The 17577-nt window shown below is 68.1% G+C and carries 17 protein-coding genes; 13 read left to right on the plus strand and 4 right to left on the minus strand.

Annotated elements, in window-relative coordinates; genetic code table 11:
- Positions 1–51 precede the first annotated feature (51 nt).
- Positions 52–1227 carry a glycoside hydrolase family 18 protein gene (locus AB4083_RS04285; protein WP_441606517.1) on the plus strand — a complete coding sequence of 392 codons (1176 nt, stop codon included), beginning with the start codon at positions 52–54 and terminating at the stop codon, positions 1225–1227.
- Between the two features lie 14 nt (positions 1228–1241).
- Here AB4083_RS04285 and AB4083_RS04290 read toward each other — a convergent pair whose 3' ends face one another.
- The 4 genes from AB4083_RS04290 to AB4083_RS04305 form a co-directional block, all read right to left on the minus strand.
- Positions 1242–2480, minus strand: a complete 1239-nt coding sequence (locus AB4083_RS04290; RefSeq protein WP_441606518.1) for a TraB/GumN family protein — start codon at positions 2478–2480, stop codon at positions 1242–1244.
- A gap of 72 nt (positions 2481–2552) precedes the next feature.
- Positions 2553–3443, minus strand: a complete 891-nt coding sequence (locus AB4083_RS04295; RefSeq protein ID WP_441606519.1) for a carbon-nitrogen hydrolase — start codon at positions 3441–3443, stop codon at positions 2553–2555.
- Positions 3444–3605: 162 nt separating this feature from the next.
- Positions 3606–4643 (minus strand): agmatine deiminase family protein, encoded by a 1038-nt coding sequence (locus AB4083_RS04300; RefSeq protein ID WP_441606520.1) that lies wholly within the window; start codon positions 4641–4643, stop codon positions 3606–3608.
- A gap of 141 nt (positions 4644–4784) precedes the next feature.
- Positions 4785–5123 (minus strand): hypothetical protein, encoded by a 339-nt coding sequence (locus AB4083_RS04305; RefSeq protein ID WP_441606521.1) that lies wholly within the window; start codon positions 5121–5123, stop codon positions 4785–4787.
- Positions 5124–5380: 257 nt separating this feature from the next.
- Between AB4083_RS04305 and AB4083_RS04310 the strand changes: the two genes are divergently transcribed.
- The 12 genes from AB4083_RS04310 to AB4083_RS04365 all read left to right on the plus strand — a co-directional run bounded on the left by AB4083_RS04310 (position 5381) and on the right by AB4083_RS04365 (position 17488).
- Positions 5381–7276 (plus strand): ABC-F family ATP-binding cassette domain-containing protein, encoded by a 1896-nt coding sequence (locus tag AB4083_RS04310; protein WP_441606522.1) that lies wholly within the window; start codon positions 5381–5383, stop codon positions 7274–7276.
- 4 nt (positions 7277–7280) lie between these two features.
- Positions 7281–8195: a phosphoglycerate mutase gene (locus AB4083_RS04315; protein WP_441606523.1), complete on the plus strand. Its 915-nt coding sequence runs from the start codon at positions 7281–7283 to the stop codon at positions 8193–8195.
- Positions 8192–9910, plus strand: coding sequence for a single-stranded-DNA-specific exonuclease RecJ (gene recJ / locus AB4083_RS04320; RefSeq protein ID WP_441606524.1), 1719 nt, complete (start codon positions 8192–8194; stop codon positions 9908–9910). Before AB4083_RS04315 ends, recJ begins: the two co-directional genes overlap by 4 nt.
- 106 nt (positions 9911–10016) lie before the next feature.
- A complete protein-coding gene (locus AB4083_RS04325) occupies positions 10017–10379 on the plus strand; it encodes an STAS/SEC14 domain-containing protein (protein ID WP_441606525.1) in 363 nt (120 codons plus the stop codon).
- Between the two features lie 147 nt (positions 10380–10526).
- Positions 10527–10655, plus strand: a complete 129-nt coding sequence (locus AB4083_RS04330) for a hypothetical protein (protein ID WP_441606526.1) — start codon at positions 10527–10529, stop codon at positions 10653–10655.
- Between the two features lie 109 nt (positions 10656–10764).
- Positions 10765–12444, plus strand: a complete 1680-nt coding sequence (gene asnB, locus AB4083_RS04335) for an asparagine synthase B (RefSeq protein ID WP_441606527.1) — start codon at positions 10765–10767, stop codon at positions 12442–12444.
- A 135-nt stretch (positions 12445–12579) separates the two neighbouring features.
- Positions 12580–13705 (plus strand): peptide chain release factor 2 gene (gene prfB, locus AB4083_RS04340; RefSeq protein WP_441606528.1). Its coding sequence is split into 2 segments (ribosomal slippage): positions 12580–12654 and positions 12656–13705, totalling 1125 coding nucleotides; the frame shifts between segments, so codons are not numbered across the junction.
- A 44-nt stretch (positions 13706–13749) separates the two neighbouring features.
- A complete protein-coding gene (locus tag AB4083_RS04345) occupies positions 13750–14172 on the plus strand; it encodes a hypothetical protein (RefSeq protein ID WP_441606529.1) in 423 nt (140 codons plus the stop codon).
- Between the two features lie 58 nt (positions 14173–14230).
- Positions 14231–15349 carry a hypothetical protein gene (locus AB4083_RS04350; RefSeq protein WP_441606530.1) on the plus strand — a complete coding sequence of 373 codons (1119 nt, stop codon included), beginning with the start codon at positions 14231–14233 and terminating at the stop codon, positions 15347–15349.
- A 49-nt stretch (positions 15350–15398) separates the two neighbouring features.
- Positions 15399–16919 carry a lysine--tRNA ligase gene (lysS, locus tag AB4083_RS04355; protein WP_441606531.1) on the plus strand — a complete coding sequence of 507 codons (1521 nt, stop codon included), beginning with the start codon at positions 15399–15401 and terminating at the stop codon, positions 16917–16919.
- Positions 16920–16922: 3 nt separating this feature from the next.
- Complete coding sequence (locus tag AB4083_RS04360) at positions 16923–17222, plus strand: YciI family protein (protein WP_441606532.1); 300 nt, start codon at positions 16923–16925, stop codon at positions 17220–17222.
- Positions 17223–17224: 2 nt separating this feature from the next.
- Positions 17225–17488, plus strand: coding sequence for a BolA family protein (locus tag AB4083_RS04365; RefSeq protein WP_441606533.1), 264 nt, complete (start codon positions 17225–17227; stop codon positions 17486–17488).
- Positions 17489–17577 lie beyond the last annotated feature (89 nt).

Raw genomic sequence — 17577 nt, forward strand, 5'->3', positions numbered from 1 at the left:
ATGAGACCGCTGCACGGTCTTGCCAAAGACACTTGAAGATAAGGAGAGGGCATGGTGGGGAATGCGTCGAACGGCCGCCTGGCGGCTTGCCGGTGGTTGCTGGGCCTGGTCGCCGTGCTGTCGGCCGGGGCCGCGGTGGCGAAAGAAGCGCCAGCCGCGTATCGCATCGTCGGTTATGTGGCCGACGCCGATCCGCTGCCCGCGATCGATCCGGCCAAGGTCGATGTCCTCAACTACGCCTTCGGCACGCTCGACGAGCAGGGCCATATCGTGCTGCGCAGTCCGCATGCCACGGCCTCGCTGGCCAGCCTGGTCGGCCTGCGCCAGCACCATCCGCGCTTGCGCATCGTGCTTTCGGTGGGCGGCTGGAGCGCGGGGCATTTCTCCGAGGCTGCGCTGACCGAGGCCTCGCGCCGCCGCTTCGCCGACGATGCGGCCACGCTGATCGAGCAGCACGACCTCGATGGCCTGGACGTCGACTGGGAATACCCCACGCTGCCCGGCGGCAACATCAGCCACCGCCCCGAGGACCGCCGCAACTTCAGTCTGCTGCTGGAAGCGGTGCGCGCGCGCCTGGACGCGCTGGGCAAGCAGCACAAGGGCCGGCATTACCTGCTGACCATCGCTTCGGCCGACAACGAATTCGTCGCCGGCATCGAACTGGCCCGCGTGGCGCGCTCGCTGGACTGGTTCAACCTGATGTCCTACGACTTCCACAACAGCCTGACGCCGAGCACCGGCCATCACGCGGGCCTGCATCCGTCGAAGTTCGATCCGCCCGGCGACCGCGCCGCGGACAAGGCGGTGCGCCAGTACCTCGATGCCGGCGTGCCGGCTTCCAAGCTGGTGCTCGGCGTGCCCTTCTACGGCCGCGCTTTCACCGACGTCGCGCCGGAGCACAACGGCCTGCAGCAGAAGTACGGCAAGTTCTTCGGCGCGCCGTCGTGGCGCGAGCTGGTCGCCGACTACATCGCCAAGAACGGCACCAGCGAGAACAGCATCGGCAAGAACGGCTACGTGCGCTACTGGGACGAGCAGGCCCAGGTGCCGTATCTGTGGAATGCGCAGACGCGCACCTTCGTCAGCTACGAAGACCCGCAGTCGCTGCGCCTGAAGACCGACTTCATCAAGTCGCAGCACCTCGGCGGCGCGATGTACTGGGAGCAGAGCCTGGACAAGGACAGCGAACTGCTCGACGTGCTGGCCAAGGGCCTGCACCAGCCCTGAGCTTCAGACAAGCTCTATCCGAGCAGGCTCTTGAAGATATGGATGCCGGCGGTGTATTCGCCGGCGATCGTGCCCACGCAGACCAGCAGGAAGTTGAGCAGGGTGCGTGCCACGCGGTTCTTCCACCAGCCGGTCCAGTGGCCGATATCGTCGCGCAGGGTTTCGAAGTCGGCCACGCGCGGCTTGCGCACCCAGGCTTCGGCCATGGCGCTGATCGCGCCGGAGGGCACGCCGGGGCGGAACGGCTTGATCGGTCCGGCCACCGCCGCGGCGAGCACGCTCAGCGGATGGCCGCCGGCGATGATCGCGCCCAGCGCGGAAAAGCCGGCGGTGTACATCACCCAGTCGCGCAGCGCCTGCGCGCCCAGCGCGGAGTTGCGCTGGAAGGCGATCGCAATGGCGACGAACACCAGCAGCACCAGGCCGATGGCGATCCATTTCGGCCAGCTCGATTTCACCGGCAGCGTGGCCAGCTCGGCCGCCTGCGCCGCCGCATCGCCTTGCTGGGTGCGCAATAGTTCGCACAGGCCCTTGAGGTGGCCCGCGCCGATCACCACCAGCACGCGCCGCGGCTCGCCGCCGTAGCCGGCCAGTCCCGCTTCCTCGCGCAGGCGCGCGGCCATGTAGGCGTCGCGCTCGGCGATCAGGCTGCGGTAGAGCGGCTCGGACTGGTTGGCGAATTCGCTGAAGGCGCTTTCCAGCATGTCGCCTTCCTTGAGCTTTTCGATTTCCTTTTCCTCGATCGCCTCGCGCTCGAACACGCTGGCGAGCAGGCCACCCATCAGGCCGAAGCGTTGCCAGAAACCGACGCTGCGCCAGGCGCGCTTGAGCGTGGTGCCGACTTCGCGGTCGACCAGCCACACCGGCACGCCGCGCTGCTCGGCGCCGTCCATCGCGGCCTTCATTTCGGCGCCGGGCTCGATGCCGAACTGATCGGCCAGGCGCTTCTGGAAGCTGGACAGCACCAGGCTGGCGGCGACCATGCCGGCCTTGCCCTGGCGGATCACCTGGAACAGATCCATCTTCTTCAGCGCGTCGGGATCGCGCATGCCCTGCGCGCGGCTGGGGCACAGCTCCACCGCCACCGCGTCGAAGCTTTCGCGCGCCAGCAGCTCGCGCACCGCTTCGACGCTGGCGCGCGAGACGTGCGCCGTGCCCAGCACCACGTATTCGACACCGTCGCGCAACACGCGCTCGATCGGCTGGCCTTCGAGGGCGGCGGGCAGGGTGGTGTCGGTGGCGTCCTGGCTCATGCGTCGTATCGGTGAAGAGGGGAAGTCAGTGCATGGGGTCGGCGGCTGCGCGGCGCAAGCCATGCGGCCGCCTCAGTCGCGGAAGCGCTTCAGCAGGTCGGCATAGGCGTCGATGCGGCGGTCGCGCAGGAACGGCCAGATGCGCCGCACGTGCTCGCTGCGCGCCATATCGATCTCCACCAGCAGCAGCTGGCGCCCGTCGGTGCCGGCCTGGCCGAGGAATTCGCCCTGCGGCCCGGCCACGAAGCTGCTGCCCCAGAACTGGATGCCGGCGCCCACGCCGGACGGATCGGGCTCGTAGCCGCTGCGGTTGCAGGCCAGCAGCGGCAGGCCGTTGGCCACCGCGTGGCCGCGCTGCACGGTCACCCAGGCGTCGCGCTGGCGGTCCTTCTCGGCCTGCTCATCGTTCGGGTCCCAGCCGATCGCGGTGGGATACAGCAGCAGCTCCGCGCCGGCCAGCGCCATCAGGCGCGCGGCTTCCGGATACCACTGGTCCCAGCACACCAGCACGCCGAGGCGGCCGACCGCGGTGTCGATCGGATCGAAACCCAGGTCGCCCGGCGTGAAGTAGAACTTTTCGTAGAACGCCGGATCGTCCGGGATGTGCATCTTGCGGTACTTGCCGGCGATCTTCGCGGAGCGGTCGAACACCACCGCGGTGTTGTGGTACAGCCCGGCCGCGCGCTTCTCGAACAGCGAGGCCACCACCACCAGCTTCAATTCCTCGGCCAGCTTGCCGATGCGCTCGGTGCTGTGGCCGGGGATAGTCTCGGCCTGGTCGAACTCGCCCACCGATTCGTGCTGGCAGAAATACGGGCCGTTGTGCAGCTCCTGCAGCAGCACCAGTTCGGCGCCGGCCGCCGCGGCTTCGCGCAGGCCGGCCTCGATCGCGTCGAGATTGGCGTCGCGGCTGCCGCGGTGGGTTTCCTGCAGCAGCGCGACCTTGAGGGTCTTGCGGGTCATGGGGGAAGTCCTGCTCGCTGGGGGCGAAAGAGGGCAATTGTACGTAGGTTGGAACGTAGGTTGGGGTGAGCCGCAGGCGAACCCCAACAGGCCCTGCACGGTATCGCCACGTTGGGGTTCGCTGCGCTCACCCCAACCTACGCCGGTCGATATGGCAAAGGCTCAGCCGTAGATCCCGGCCGGCAACTGCATGGTGATGCAATGCAGGCTGCCGTTCTGCCAGATCAGCGGGCGGCAGGGCACCTGCACCACCTCGCGGCCGGGATGGGCCGTGCCGATGATCCGCGCCGCCTCGTCGTCCGCCGCATCGCCGTAGGCGGGCACCAGCACGCCGCCGTTGACGATCAGGTAATTGGCGTAGGAAGCCGCCAGGCGGCGGCCGTCGTCCAGCACCGGCTGCGCCCACGGCAGCGGATGCAGCGGGTAGGGCTTGCCGTCCGCGGTGCGCAGCGCCGCCAGCTCGCCGGCCATGCGAGTCAGCTCCTCGTGATGCACGTCGGCGCGATCGTCGCAGGCCTGGAACACGATGCCGCCGTCCGGCGAGAACCGCGCCAAGGTGTCGATATGCGCGTCGGTGTCGTCGCCTTCCAGATAGCCGTAGTCCAGCCACAGGATGCGGCCGGCCTGCAGGCCGTCGCGCAGGATCGCGCTCATTTCCTCGCGCGACTGCTCCGGGTGGCGCTGCACCAGGCAGCGCCAGGTGGTCAGCACGGTGCCGGCGCCGTCGCTCTCGATGCCGCCGCCTTCCAGCGCCCAGTCGATGCGCCGGTGCGCGGCGCGGCCGAACACGCCGGCCTGCACCAGCCCGGCCACCAGCGCGTCGTCCTGCTCGGCGCCGAACTTGCCGCCCCAGCCGGTGAAGCGGAAATCGGTGAGCTGGAACGCGCCCCGGTCATCCTTGAGGGTGATCGGGCCGGAATCGCGCAGCCAGGTGTCGTCGTACGGCAGCTCGACGAAGCGGATGCGGCCAAGGTCCACGCCGGCGGCGCGCAGCTTCGTTTCGGCATGCGCGCGCAGGTCCGCATCGGCGACCACCACGATCAGCGGCTCGAAGCGGGTAACCGCGGCGGCCAGCGCCACATAAGTGGTTTCCACCTCGGCGAGGCGGTCCGCCCAATCGGTGTCCGCGTGCGGCCAGGCGATCAGCACGGCCGACTGGGGCTCCCATTCCGCCGGCAGGCGCAGGGTGGCTTGGCTCATGTGGGGACTCGCATTTCAAGAGGAAACGCGAATTGTAGGGCGCCGCCATGACGAAAGGGCATGGCGAACAGAGAAACGGGCCGCGCATGGCGCAGCCCGTCATTCAAGCTTCGCTACCCGGACGGCGTGCGGACCGCGCCCTCAGTTCGCCGTTTCGGGATTCTTGTTGTTGCCGGCGGGGGTGTTCAGCACGGCGTGGATCACATGGCTGTGCTCGAAATACACGATGAAGTTCGAGTAATCCCAGCGATTGATCACCGGATGCTTGGCCGTATCGCCACCGCGCGGCGAGAGCTTGCGCTTGGGCGCGCCGAACTTCTGTTCGACCTGCTCCATGCTCATGCCGCGGGCAGGGAGGTTCATGCCCTGTTCCTGCTTCACGCGGTTGACCAGCAGGTTGTCGGCCCGGGCCGGCTGCGGCGCGGCGGCGCCGGCGGCGAGCAATACGAGCATGGGCAGGCTGATGCCGAACTTGGTCATGGTCCCCTCTCCACGTTGACGGGGGCAGCCAGGCTGCGCCTCCGCACGTCATATGTATGTCGAATGCCCCCGAGCGGCAGCGGCGCGAGGCCGTTGCGCAGTGCGGCGTCGTTGTAGCAGAAACCGCGGCGGGGAAGCTACGAGCACCGCTCCCGACTGCGATGGGGTGGGCATTCCGGCCATGGGAGCGGGCGCCGTGTCCGCTATCATGGTCGGCTGAGGGCGGCTGGACGCCCTATGCATGGACTGTCGTTCCGATGATTGCCTTTCGCCATTTCGCCCTGCGCCGCGGCGCGCGCCTGCTGCTTTCCGACATCGACCTGGTGATCCAGAGCGGCTGGCGGCTGGGCGTGGTCGGCCGCAACGGTTGCGGCAAATCCAGCCTGTTCGCCGCCCTGCAGGGCGAGGTCGAAGCCGATTCCGGCGAACTGGACCTGCCGTCGCGCCTGCGCCTGGCCTCGGTGGCCCAGGAAACCCCGGCGCTGCCGGACCCGGCCATCGAATACGTGATGGGCGGCGACGAGGAACTGGCCATCGCGCTGCGCGACGAGCTGGACGCCCAGGCGCGCGGCGACACCGAAGCCATGGCCAAGGCCCATCACCGCATCGAGGAACTGCACGGCTACGACGCCCGTGCCCGCGCCGGCCGCCTGCTGCACGGCCTGGGCTTCGCGCCGGAAACGCACGAGCGCGCGGTGCGCGAGTTCTCCGGCGGCTGGCGCGTGCGCCTGAACCTGGCGCGCGCGCTGATGGCGCCGTCCGAGCTGCTGCTGCTCGACGAGCCCACCAACCACCTGGACCTCGACGCCGTGCTGTGGCTGGAAGAATGGCTGCGCCGCTACCAGGGCACCTTGCTGGTGATCTCGCACGATCGCGAATTCCTCGACGGCGTGATCACCCACACCCTGCATCTGAACGAAGGCCGCGGCAAGCTCTACACCGGCAACTACAGCGCCTTCGAGCGCCAGCGCGCCGAGCAATTGCGCCTGCAGCAGATCGCGCACGAGCGCGAACAGGCCGAGCGCGCCCACCTGCAATCCTTCATCGACCGCTTCAAGGCCAAGGCCAGCAAGGCCAAGCAGGCGCAGTCGCGCATGAAGCGGCTGGAGAAAATGGCCGGCACCGAAGCCGTGCGCGCCGAGCGCTCGTTCCGCTTCCAGTTCGCCGTGCCGGACCGTTTGCCCGACTCGATGCTGCAGCTCGAAGAAGTGGTCGCCGGCTATCCGGACGAGCACGGCGGCGAGCCCGCGGTGATCCTGCACGACGTGCGCTTCCGCCTGGAAGCCGGCGACCGCGTCGGCCTGCTCGGTCCCAACGGCGCGGGTAAATCGACCCTGGTCAAGACCCTGGTCGGCGAACTGGCCCCGCTGGGCGGCGAGCGCAAGATCCACAAGGACCTGAAGATCGGCTACTTCGCCCAGCACACGGTGGAAAGCCTGCACGAAGGCTCAAGCCCGCTCCAGCATCTGCAGGACAAGGCGCCGGGCGTCGGCACGCAGGTGCTGCGCGACTTCCTCGGCGGCTGGAATTTCGCCGGCGACCGCGCGTTCGAATCGGTGGACGGTTTCTCCGGCGGCGAACGCGCGCGCCTGGCGCTGGCGCTGATCGCCTGGGACAAGCCCAACCTGCTGCTGCTGGATGAGCCCACCAACCATCTGGACCTGGACATGCGCGAGGCGCTGGCCGACGCGCTGGCCGATTTCGATGGCGCGCTGGTGCTGGTCTCGCATGACCGCCATCTGCTGGGCATGGTCTGCGACAACTTCTGGCGCGTCGCCGACGGCAAGATGGAAGGCTTCGACGGCGACCTCGACGACTACGCCCGCTGGCTGCGCTCCCGCGGCTCGGCGCCGAAGAAAAACGCGGAAGCCGGCGGCACGCCGTCCGTTTCCGCCGCCGACCGTCGCCGTGCCGCCGCCGCGCAGCGCGAGAACGACAAGATCACGCGCCAGAAGGTGAAGAAGATCGAGACGCGCATGGCCGCGATCGACGCCGAACTCGCCACGCTGGAAACGACGCTTGCCCACCCCGACACCTACCATGGCTCCACCGGCGAGATGATGAAGCTCGGCCAGCGCCAGGGCGAACTGCGCCGCGAGAAGGAAACGCTCGAAGCCCAGTGGCTGGAGCTGTACGAGCTGCTGGAGGCCTGAGCCGATGGCGCACGTGGCCCGACCGCTGGAACTGTGGCTGCCCGACCTGCCGCGCTTCGAGCCGGATCATCCGCTGCGCGTCTGGCTGGTGCGCGCCGAGCGCATCGAGGACGGCCCGCACGGTTTTCTCGGCGGCCTGGCCGCTTACTTCGACTGCGCCGATGGTTTCGCGCCGGCCGCGCTGACGCGCGAACTGCTGGCCGGCGATGCCGGCGAGGCGACCTGGCTGAGCGCCGATCCGGCGTGGATCCAGCCCGACCTCAACGGCGCACGCCTGCTCGCCTGCGGCCAGCTGCAGCTGAGCATGGACGACGCCCGCGCGCTGGCCGAACCGCTGCTGCCGGTGTTCGCCGACGCCGGCATGAGCCTGGAGCTGGGCACGCCGGATCGCTGGCACGTGCGCGTGCCGCCGGGTCTCGCCTTGCCCGCGTTCGCCTCGCCCGACCAGGCGCTGGGCGAGAACCTGGTGCAGCATCTGCCGGAAGGAGCGGAAGGGCGCCGCTGGCGGGTGATCCTGACCGAGGCGCAGGTATTGCTGCACCAGCATCCCTTGAATGCCGAACGCCGCGAACGCGGCCTGCCGCCGGTGAACAGCTTGTGGCTGTGGGGCGGTGGCCGTTTGCCTACTGTCGTGCGCAGCGCCCTGGCTGGCTGCGTCAGCGATGACGTGCTGCTGGGTGCGCTGGCGGCGCGGGCTGGTGTCGGCGTCGTGCCGCGTACGCCCGAGGCGATCGCGAAGGCCGGCCCTGGCTGGCTGATCGACCTGCAGGATCTGCAGGCGACCGAGATCGGCGGCACTTGGTGGCCGACGCTGCAACGCCTCGCCGCCGCGCCGCTGCAACTGTCCTTCGCCAGCGGCGAGCGCTGGCTGCATCGCCCCTGGCATCGCCTGCGTTTCTGGCGCGGTGGCCGCCGATGAGCCAGTTGCTTAGCCTGCGTCGCCGCACGCCGAAGGGCGAGCCGCAGGGCTGGAGCGACGCGGTGCATCCGGTGCTGCGGCAGATCTATGCGGCGCGCGGCGTATTGAGCCCGGCCGACGCCGACCACCGGCTCGCCTGCATGCTGGCTCCGCATCAGCTCGGCGGGATGGAGCGCGCGGTGGAGCTATTGGTCGAAGCGATCCGCGGCGACTGGCGCATCCTGATCGCCGGCGACTACGACTGCGACGGCGCTACCGGTACGGCGGTCGCCGTGCGCGGCCTGCGCATGCTTGGCGCGCGCCAGGTCGATTACGCCGTGCCGAATCGCTTTATCCACGGCTATGGCCTGAGCACGGCCCTGGTCGAATCGCTGCACCCACAGCCGCAGCTGATCATCACGGTCGACAACGGCGTCGCCAGCCTGGCCGGCGTCGCCACGGCGCAGGCGCTGGGTATCCGCGTCATCGTCACCGACCACCATCTGCCCGGCGAGCAGTTGCCCGCGGCCGATGCGATGGTCAATCCGAACCTGGCCGGCGATGCATTCCCCAGCAAGGCGCTGGCCGGCGTCGGCGTGATGTTCTATCTGCTGCTCGCGCTGCGTTCGACGCTGCGCGGGCAGGGCGCGTTCGGCGCCGGCAAGGAGCCGGATCTGTCCACGCTGCTGGATCTGGTCGCGCTGGGCACGGTCGCCGACCTGGTGCCGCTGGACTACAACAACCGCGTGCTGGTCGAGGCGGGCCTCAAGCGCATCCGCGCCGGCCGCGGCTGCGCCGGCATCGCGGCGCTGGTCGATGCGGGCAAGCGCAGCGTCGCCACCTTGTGCGCCAGCGACCTGGGTTATTCGGTGGGGCCGCGCCTGAATGCCGCAGGCCGCCTGGAAGACATGCGCCTGGGCGTGGAATGCCTGCTGACCGACGATGCCAACGTGGCGCGCCGCTACGCCGAGCAACTGAGCGCGATCAACCAGGAACGCCGCGAACTGCAGGCCACCATGGTGGCCGAGGCCGAAGTGATGGTGGCGCGCGCCGCCGATATCGACGCGGTCGGCGTGGCGCTGTTCGAACCCTCCTGGCATGCCGGCGTGGTCGGGCTGGTCGCCTCCAAGCTGAAGGAACGGCTGCATCGCCCGGTATTCGCGTTCGCTCCGGCCAGCGAGGACAACACCGGCGAATTGCGCGGCTCCGGCCGTTCCATCGCCGGATTTCATATCCGCGATGCGCTGGCGGCGATCGATGCGCGCCAGCCCGGCCTGATCGAACGCTTCGGCGGCCACGCCATGGCCGCGGGCCTCAGCCTGAAGGCGAGCGACTTCGCCCGCTTCGCCAGCGCCTTCGACGCGATCGCGCGCGAATGGCTGGACGAGACCTGCCTGGAACACGTGCTCTACACCGACGGCGAACTGCCGCCCGGCGCCGCCACCCTGGAGCTGGCGCGCCAGCTGCGCTATGGCGGCCCGTGGGGCCAGGCGTTCCCGGAGCCGGTGTTCGACAACGAATTCGCCTGCGCGAGCTGGCGGGTGATGGGCGAAACCCATCTGCGCCTGAGCCTGAGCGATCCGCGCGACGGCGCCGTGCTCGACGCCGTGATGTTCGGCGCCTACACCGGCCAGCCGCCGCCGACGCGCCTGCGCGCGGCCTACGAGCTGACCATCAACGACTGGCAGGGACGCGAAAGCCCGCGCCTGCTGCTGCGGCATATCGAGCCGCTTTGATTTGCCGCCGGTGATTTGTTGGGCGGTTCTTCACGGCGCCTAGCTGTCGGCGCAACGAGCGGCGCGCTTGGATAGCGTCAGTCTCGACCATCGAGGAGCTGATGCCATGATCGTGCAGATGACCAGCCTGCCGCCCGGCGTGATCGGTTTCACCGCGCACAACCAGGTCACCGCGGCGGACTACGAGCGGGTGGTGATTCCGGATATCGAGGCGGCGTTCGCGCTCAATCGCAAGCTGCGGGTGATCTTCCATATCGACCAGGACTTCACCGGCTTCGACGCCGCGGCCATGTGGGACGACGCCAAGCTGGGCTTCCGCCATTTCAGCGGCTGGGAACGCGCGGCGCTGGTCACCGACGTGGGCTGGATGCGCAACCTGGCCAAGGCGCTGGGGTTTCTGTCGCCGGGGGAGTTCCGCTTGTACGAGACGGCGCAGTTGGAAGAAGCGCGGAACTGGGTCAGCACGTAGGTTGGGGTGAGCCATAGGCGAACCCAACGGACCCCGCCCGCTGTCGCACCGTTGGGGTTCGCTGCGCTCACCCCAAGCTACGCCAGCCGCGAGGAAGGTAAAAAATCCTCTTGCGCGCCGCAGCATGCCTGTGCTCTAGTCGACCTCATGTCCTCCGCCTTCGCCATCCAGCGCACCGCCTTCGCCGCCTCCGCGGCCGGCTTGAGCGCATCCGCGAACGCGCTGAATAACAACGCCAATAACAATCCCCGCATCGACGGGTGGGCCGGCGTGTAGACACGAAACAAGTCTCCAGAATCACGCAAAGGGCCCGCCGACAAGCGGGCCCTTTCTTTTTCCCCCGTACTTAAGTTTTGCGCGTCATCACCCCTGAGGAGCGTCAACCATGTGTTCCATCTTCGGCATGTTCGACCTGCAACCCGGCGACGACCTGGCTGCCCTGCGCCGCCAGGCGCTGGAACTCTCGCAGCGCCAGCGCCATCGCGGGCCGGACTGGAGCGGCGTCTTCGTCGACGCCGGCGTGATCCTGGTGCACGAGCGCCTGGCCATCGTCGACCCGGCCAGCGGCTCGCAGCCACTGCGTTCGCGCGACGAGAGCCTGGCTCTGGCGGTGAACGGCGAGATCTACAACCACCGCGAACTGCGCGCCGCCAGCGGCTACGACTTCACCACCGGCTCCGACTGCGAAGTGATCAACGCGCTCTACCGCGAACTGGGGCCGGAGGAATTCCTGGCGCGCGGCATCAAGCAGCTCAACGGCATCTTCGCCTTTGCGCTGTGGGACGCCGCCACCCAGCGCTACCTGATCGCCCGCGATCCACTCGGCGTCTGCCCGCTGTACTGGGGCCACGATGGGGAAGGGCGGCTGTGCGTGGCCTCGGAGATGAAGGCCCTGGTCGGCGTCTGCGCGGACGTCGCGAGCTTCCCGCCGGGCCACGTCTACGACAGCGCCAGCGGCGAAGTGACGCGCTACTACCGCAGGAACTGGCGCTCCTACGAAGTCACCCACGGCCAACAGCTGGAACCTGCCGAACTGCGCCAGGCCTTCGAACAGGCCGTGCACCGCCAGCTGATGACCGACGTGCCCTACGGCGTGCTGCTCTCCGGCGGCCTGGATTCCTCGCTGGTGGCAGCGTGCGCCGCACGCTTCGCACGCGAGCGCATCGAGGACGACGACCGCAGCGAAGCCTGGTGGCCGCGGCTGCATTCGTTCGCGATCGGCCTGGAAGGCTCGCCGGACCTGGCCGCCGCCCGGATCGCCGCCGACGCGCTGGGCACCGTGCACCACGGCTTCGTCTACACCTTCTGGGAAGGGCTGGACGCGCTGCCGGAAGTGATCCGCCATATCGAGACCTACGACGTCACCACCATTCGCGCGTCCACCCCGATGTACCTGCTGGCCCGGCGCATCAAGGCGATGGGGGTGAAGATGGTGCTGTCGGGCGAGGGTTCGGACGAGATCTTCGGCGGCTACCTCTATTTCCATAAGGCGCCGTCGCCGGAGGCCTTCCACGAGGAAACCGTGCGCAAGCTCGACGCCCTGCACAGCTTCGACTGCCTGCGCGCCAACAAGGCGATGATGGCCTGGGGCGTGGAGGCGCGGGTGCCGTTCCTGGACCTGGAGTTCCTCGACGTAGCGATGGGCCTGGATGCGAAGTACAAGATGGCCGGCCACGGCCGCATCGAGAAGGCGGTGCTGCGCGAAGCCTTCCAGGGCGCGCTGCCGGATTCGATCCTGTGGCGGCAGAAGGAGCAGTTCAGCGACGGTGTCGGCTACGGCTGGATCGACGGGCTGAAGGCGCATGCCGAACAAGTGGTCAGCGACCGCGAATTCGCCGCCGCCTCCACCCGCTTCCCGCACAATCCGCCGGCGACCAAGGAGGCCTATCTGTACCGGCGCATCTTCGAGCAGCACTTCCCCGGCGAAGCCTGTGCGGCCACCGTGCCGGGCGGCAAGTCGATCGCCTGTTCCTCGCCGGCCGCGCTGGCCTGGGATCCGGCCTTCGCCGCGGCGGCCGATCCGTCGGGGCGCGCCGTGCGCGGGGTGCACCAGCAAGCACTGTAGGTTGGGGTGATAGCCCCAACGGATCGTCCATGTTGACCGGACGTCCGTTGGGGTTTGCCTGCGGCGCACCCCAACCTACCCGGGGTGAGGTGCGCCTGTTATCCTGTTTGGCCATTTTCCCAGCCAAATACATCCATGATCGAGACCAATCCGATCCTTGCGCAGATCGCGGACCTCAAGGGCCGCGTCGAGTCGCTTAGGGGGTATCTTTGACTACGCCACCAAGCGTGAGCGCCTCGAAGAAGTAAGCCGCGAACTGGAAAGTCCCAACGTATGGGACGATCCGCCGCGCGCGCAGGAGCTGGGCCGCGAACGCGCCCGCCTGGAAACCATCGTCAACGGCATCGACACGCTGACCGCCGGCCTCGCCGACGCGGGCGACCTGCTCGAGATGGCGGTCGCCGACGACGACGAGTCCACCGTGCTGTCCATCGTCAGCGACCTCGGCAAGCTCGACGCCAAGGTCAGCAAGCTGGAATTCCAGCGCATGTTCTCCGGCAAGATGGACGCCTCCAACGCCTTCGTGGACATCCAGGCCGGCGCCGGCGGCACCGAGGCGCAGGACTGGGCCGAAATCCTGCTGCGCATGTACCTGCGCTGGGCCGAGTCGCGCGGCTGGAAGGCCGAGCTGCTGGAAGTCAGCGGCGGCGACGTGGCCGGCATCAAGTCCGCCACCTTCCGCGTCGAAGGCGATTACGCCTACGGCTGGCTGAAGACCGAGATCGGCGTGCACCGCCTGGTGCGCAAGAGCCCGTTCGACTCCGACAACCGCCGCCACACCAGCTTCACCTCGGTGTTCGTGTCGCCGGAAGTCGACGACGACATCGATATCGAGATCAACCCGGCCGACCTGCGCACCGACGTGTACCGCTCCTCCGGCGCCGGCGGCCAGCACGTGAACAAGACCGAATCGGCCGTGCGTATCACCCACATGCCTTCGGGCGTGGTGGTGGCCTGCCAGACCGAGCGCAGCCAGCATGCCAACCGCGACCGCGCGATGAAGATGCTGAAGGCCAAGCTGTACGAGCTCGAGGTGCAGAAGCGCAACGCCGAGAAGGACGCGCTGGAAGCAACCAAGTCCGACATCGGCTGGGGCAGCCAGATCCGCAACTACGTGCTGGACCAGAGCCGCATCAAGGACCTGCGCACCGGCATCGAGCGCTCGGATACGCAGAAGGTGCTGGACGGCGATCTCGACGAATTCGTCGAGGGCAGCCTGAAGGCCGGCCTCGACGCGGGCGCCAAGCGCATCGACGCCTGAGCGCCCGGCCATCGCATCCACCTGACCACCGACGAGGTGTCCGCATGAACAGCCACAAGATCTCCCGGGTCCTGATCGCCTGTGCGGTATTGGCGGCAGGTGTCGGCTTCGCAAACGCGCAGGAAAGCACGGGGCAGGGCATCAAGCAGGACGCCAAGGCAGCCGGCCATGCGGCCGGCGACGCCGGCCGCGACGTCGGCCACGCGACCCGCGACACCGCCGTCAAGGTCGGCCACGGCGCGCGCGATGCCGGCGTCGAGGTCGGGCATGGCGCACGCGATGCCGGCGTCGAAGTGGGCCATGGCGCGCGCGATGCCGGCCTGAAGGTCGGTCACGGCGCGAAGGATGCCGGCCTGAAGGTCGGTCACGGTGCGAAGGATGTCGGCCTGAAGATCGGCCACGGCGCGCGTGACGGCTGGAACGCCACCAAGCATGCGGTGAAGCACGCGGTCGGCAAGGAAGATTGAGCATGCAGCGCTTGCCCGCGCCGTCGTGCGAACTCAGGACACAAGGAAGAACCCCCGCGTGAGAACCGCATCGATCGCCCTGTTCGCGCTAGGCCTGCTGGCCGCCGGCACGCTGCACGCGGAAAGCCGCCTGCTGCGCGGCACCGTCGGCAAGTATCCGATCGTGATGCAGCTGGATGAATCCGACGGCAGCGTGTCCGGCACCTATTTCTACGAGAAGTACCGGCAGGACATTCCGCTGCGCGGCGAGCCCGGCAAGCAGGGCTACAAGCTCAGCTCGGCCGCCTACGACAGCGACGAAGCGAAGTCGGATCACTTCACGCTGGCCAGGACGGGCGACGGCTTCAAGGGCAGCTTCACCAGCGGCAAGGGGGCGAGCCTGCCGGTCGAGCTGCACGCGGTGGCCGCCGGTTCGGTGCATGAGCCGCGGCCGGATCTGAAGTTCGCCCGCCCGCTGTCGGACTACGAAAAGCTGCGCCTGGCCGATCTCCATTTCGTACCGGGCAAGCAGGAAACCTTCGGTGGCAAATACCAGCTCCAGTGGTTCTCCGAGCCGCTGTCCAAGGTCGCCATGTTCCACGTGGTCGGCGGCTATCCCGAGGCGGCGATGGCCGCGATCAACCGCACCATCGACGCCGGTTTCTATGCCGGCCTGCAGGCGTATTTCGGCTGCGCGAACGGCGAGGGCGGCTCGGGCGCGGACTCGGTGGACGTGTCCAGCCACTATCTCAACGAGCGCTTCGTCAGCTACGCCGTGTCCAGCAGCTGGTCCTGCTATGGCGCGGCGCATCCGGATTTCGGCATCGACGGCACCACGATAGACACGGCCACCGGCAAGCAGCTGGCCTTGGAAGACCTGTATTGGCTGGGCAGCGGCAACCAGCCGGCCGAGCGTTCCGACGCGTGGTTCCAGTACCGCGAGAAGGTCTACGCGCCGGCCGTGGTGAAGCTGTTCAAGCAGCTCTATCCGGACGCCATGAAGAGCGACGGCGACGAAGACGGCTGCAACTACGCCGATCCCGGCGTGTGGGACTTCGGTCCGTGGTATCTCACCGACAAGGGCTTGTACGTCGGCGCCTACTTCGCGCGCGTCGCCCGTAACTGCGACAACCCGGACTGGTCGGTCATCCCGTACAGCGTCCTGAAAAAGAACCATCCCGCTTTATTCGGCCATTAGCCAACACCCAGGCCGTCGCCACTTCGACGGTCGACACCACGGAACCAGCATGAGCGAACCGACAGACATCCTGCCCATCGATGAGAACAAGTTGATTGCAGAGCGCCGCGAGAAACTCAAAGCGCTGCGCGGGCAGGGCGTCGCGTTCCCGAACGACTTCAAGATCGACGCCTTCGCCGGCGACCTGCAGACCGAATACGCCGACAAGGACGTGCACACCGCCGAGGCGATCGACGCGCTCGCGCGCCGCGTGAAGATGGCCGGCCGCATCGTGCTCAAGCGCGTGCAAGGCAAGGTCAGCTTCGTGCAGGTGCAGGACATGTCCGGCCGCATCCAGCTCTTCATCCACCAGGGCACGCTGGGCGAGGCGACCTACGACGCGTTCAAGGGCTGGGATTCCGGCGACATCGTCGGCGCCGAGGGCGTGCTGATGCGTACCAAAACCGGCGAGCTGTCGGTCAAGGTCGATGCGCTGCGCCTGCTGACCAAGAGCCTGCGCCCGCTGCCGGACAAGTTCCATGGCCTGGCCGACGTCGAGCAGCGCTATCGCCAGCGCTACGTCGACCTGATCGTCACCGAGGAATCGCGCCGCGCCTTCGTGCTGCGCTCGAAGATCATCGGCTACATGCGCAAGTGGCTCGAAGCCGAGCCCTACCGCTTCATGGAAGTGGAAACGCCGATGATGCAGATCATCCCCGGCGGCGCCACGGCCAAGCCCTTCATCACCCACCACAACGCGCTGGACCTGGACCTGTACCTGCGCGTGGCGCCGGAGCTGTACCTGAAGCGCCTGGTGGTCGGTGGCTTCGACCGCGTGTACGAGATCAACCGCAATTTCCGCAACGAGGGCGTGTCGACCCGGCACAACCCCGAATTCACCATGCTCGAGCTGTACCAGGCCTACGCCACGTATACCGAGATCATGGACCTCACCGAGGGCGTGATCCGCGACGCCGCCGCCAACGTCATCGGCAGCACGCAGATCCATTGGGATGGCGCCGATATCGATCTCGGCCCGGCGTTCCGCCGCTGGTCGATGGAAGACGCGGTGCTGGAACACAACCCCGAGATCCGCCGCGAGGAGCTGCGCGAGCGCGAGGCCATGGCCGCGCACGCCAGGCGCCTGGGCTGCCAGGTCAAGCCGGGCTACGGCTGGGGCAAGCTGCTGCTGGAGATCTTCGAGAAGACCGTCGAGCACACGCTGATCCAGCCGACCTTCATCACCCAGCATCCGGTCGAAGTCTCGCCGCTGGCGCGCGAGAGCGACACGGATCAGGGCATCACCGACCGCTTCGAGCTGTTCGTCAACGGCCGCGAGCTGGCCAATGGCTTCTCCGAGCTCAACGATCCAGAAGACCAGGAAGCACGCTTCCGCGCCCAGGTCGCGGCCAAGGACGCCGGCGACGACGAGGCCATGCACTTCGACGCGGACTACATCCGCGCACTGGAAGTAGGCCTGCCGCCCACCGGCGGCCTCGGCATCGGCATCGACCGCCTGGTGATGCTGCTTACCGGCGCCACGTCGATCCGCGACGTGCTGCTGTTCCCCTACATGCGTCCGGAGGCCTGAGCCATGTGGTACGCCATTGTCGGTACCGATATTCCCGATTCGCTGGAAAAGCGCCTCGCCGCGCGTCCGGCTCACGTGGCCCGCCTGCAGCAGCTGCAGGCCGAGGGCCGCATGCTGCTGGCCGGTCCGTTCCCGGCCATCGATGCGGAAGATCCGGGCAGCGCCGGTTTCAGCGGCAGCCTGATCGTGGCCGAGTTCGCCAGCCTGGCCGATGCGCAGAGCTGGGCCGATGCCGACCCCTACGTGGCGGCCGGGGTCTATGCTGGCGTCTCGGTCAAACCCTTCCGCAAGGTGCTGCCCTGAGCATGAGCGCCGCCATGGCCATCCAGATCCGCGAACGCCTGCAGGCCGCGCTGGCGCCGGTCGAGCTGGAAGTCGCGGACGAAGGCCACAAGCACGCCGGCCACGCCAACGCCGGCAAGGGCCATTTCCACGTGCGCATCGTCAGCCCCGTGTTCGCCGGCAAGTCGCCGCTGCAGCGCCACCGCATGATTTATGCGGCGCTGGAGGGCTTGATGGACAACGGGATCCACGCGCTTTCCATCGATGCGCGTCCGCCGGACACCTGAAAGCCTTTGAGCAGCACGGACATAGGCCTTATTCTGGGTCCCTCAGTCTTCCCGCTGGAATCCTTCTCCCTCCGGGAGAAGGTGCCGGC

Origin of the sequence: Dyella sp. 2RAB6, from assembly GCF_052115385.1 — a bacterium.
In the GTDB taxonomy this organism is placed as follows: Bacteria; Pseudomonadota; Gammaproteobacteria; order Xanthomonadales; family Rhodanobacteraceae; genus Dyella_D.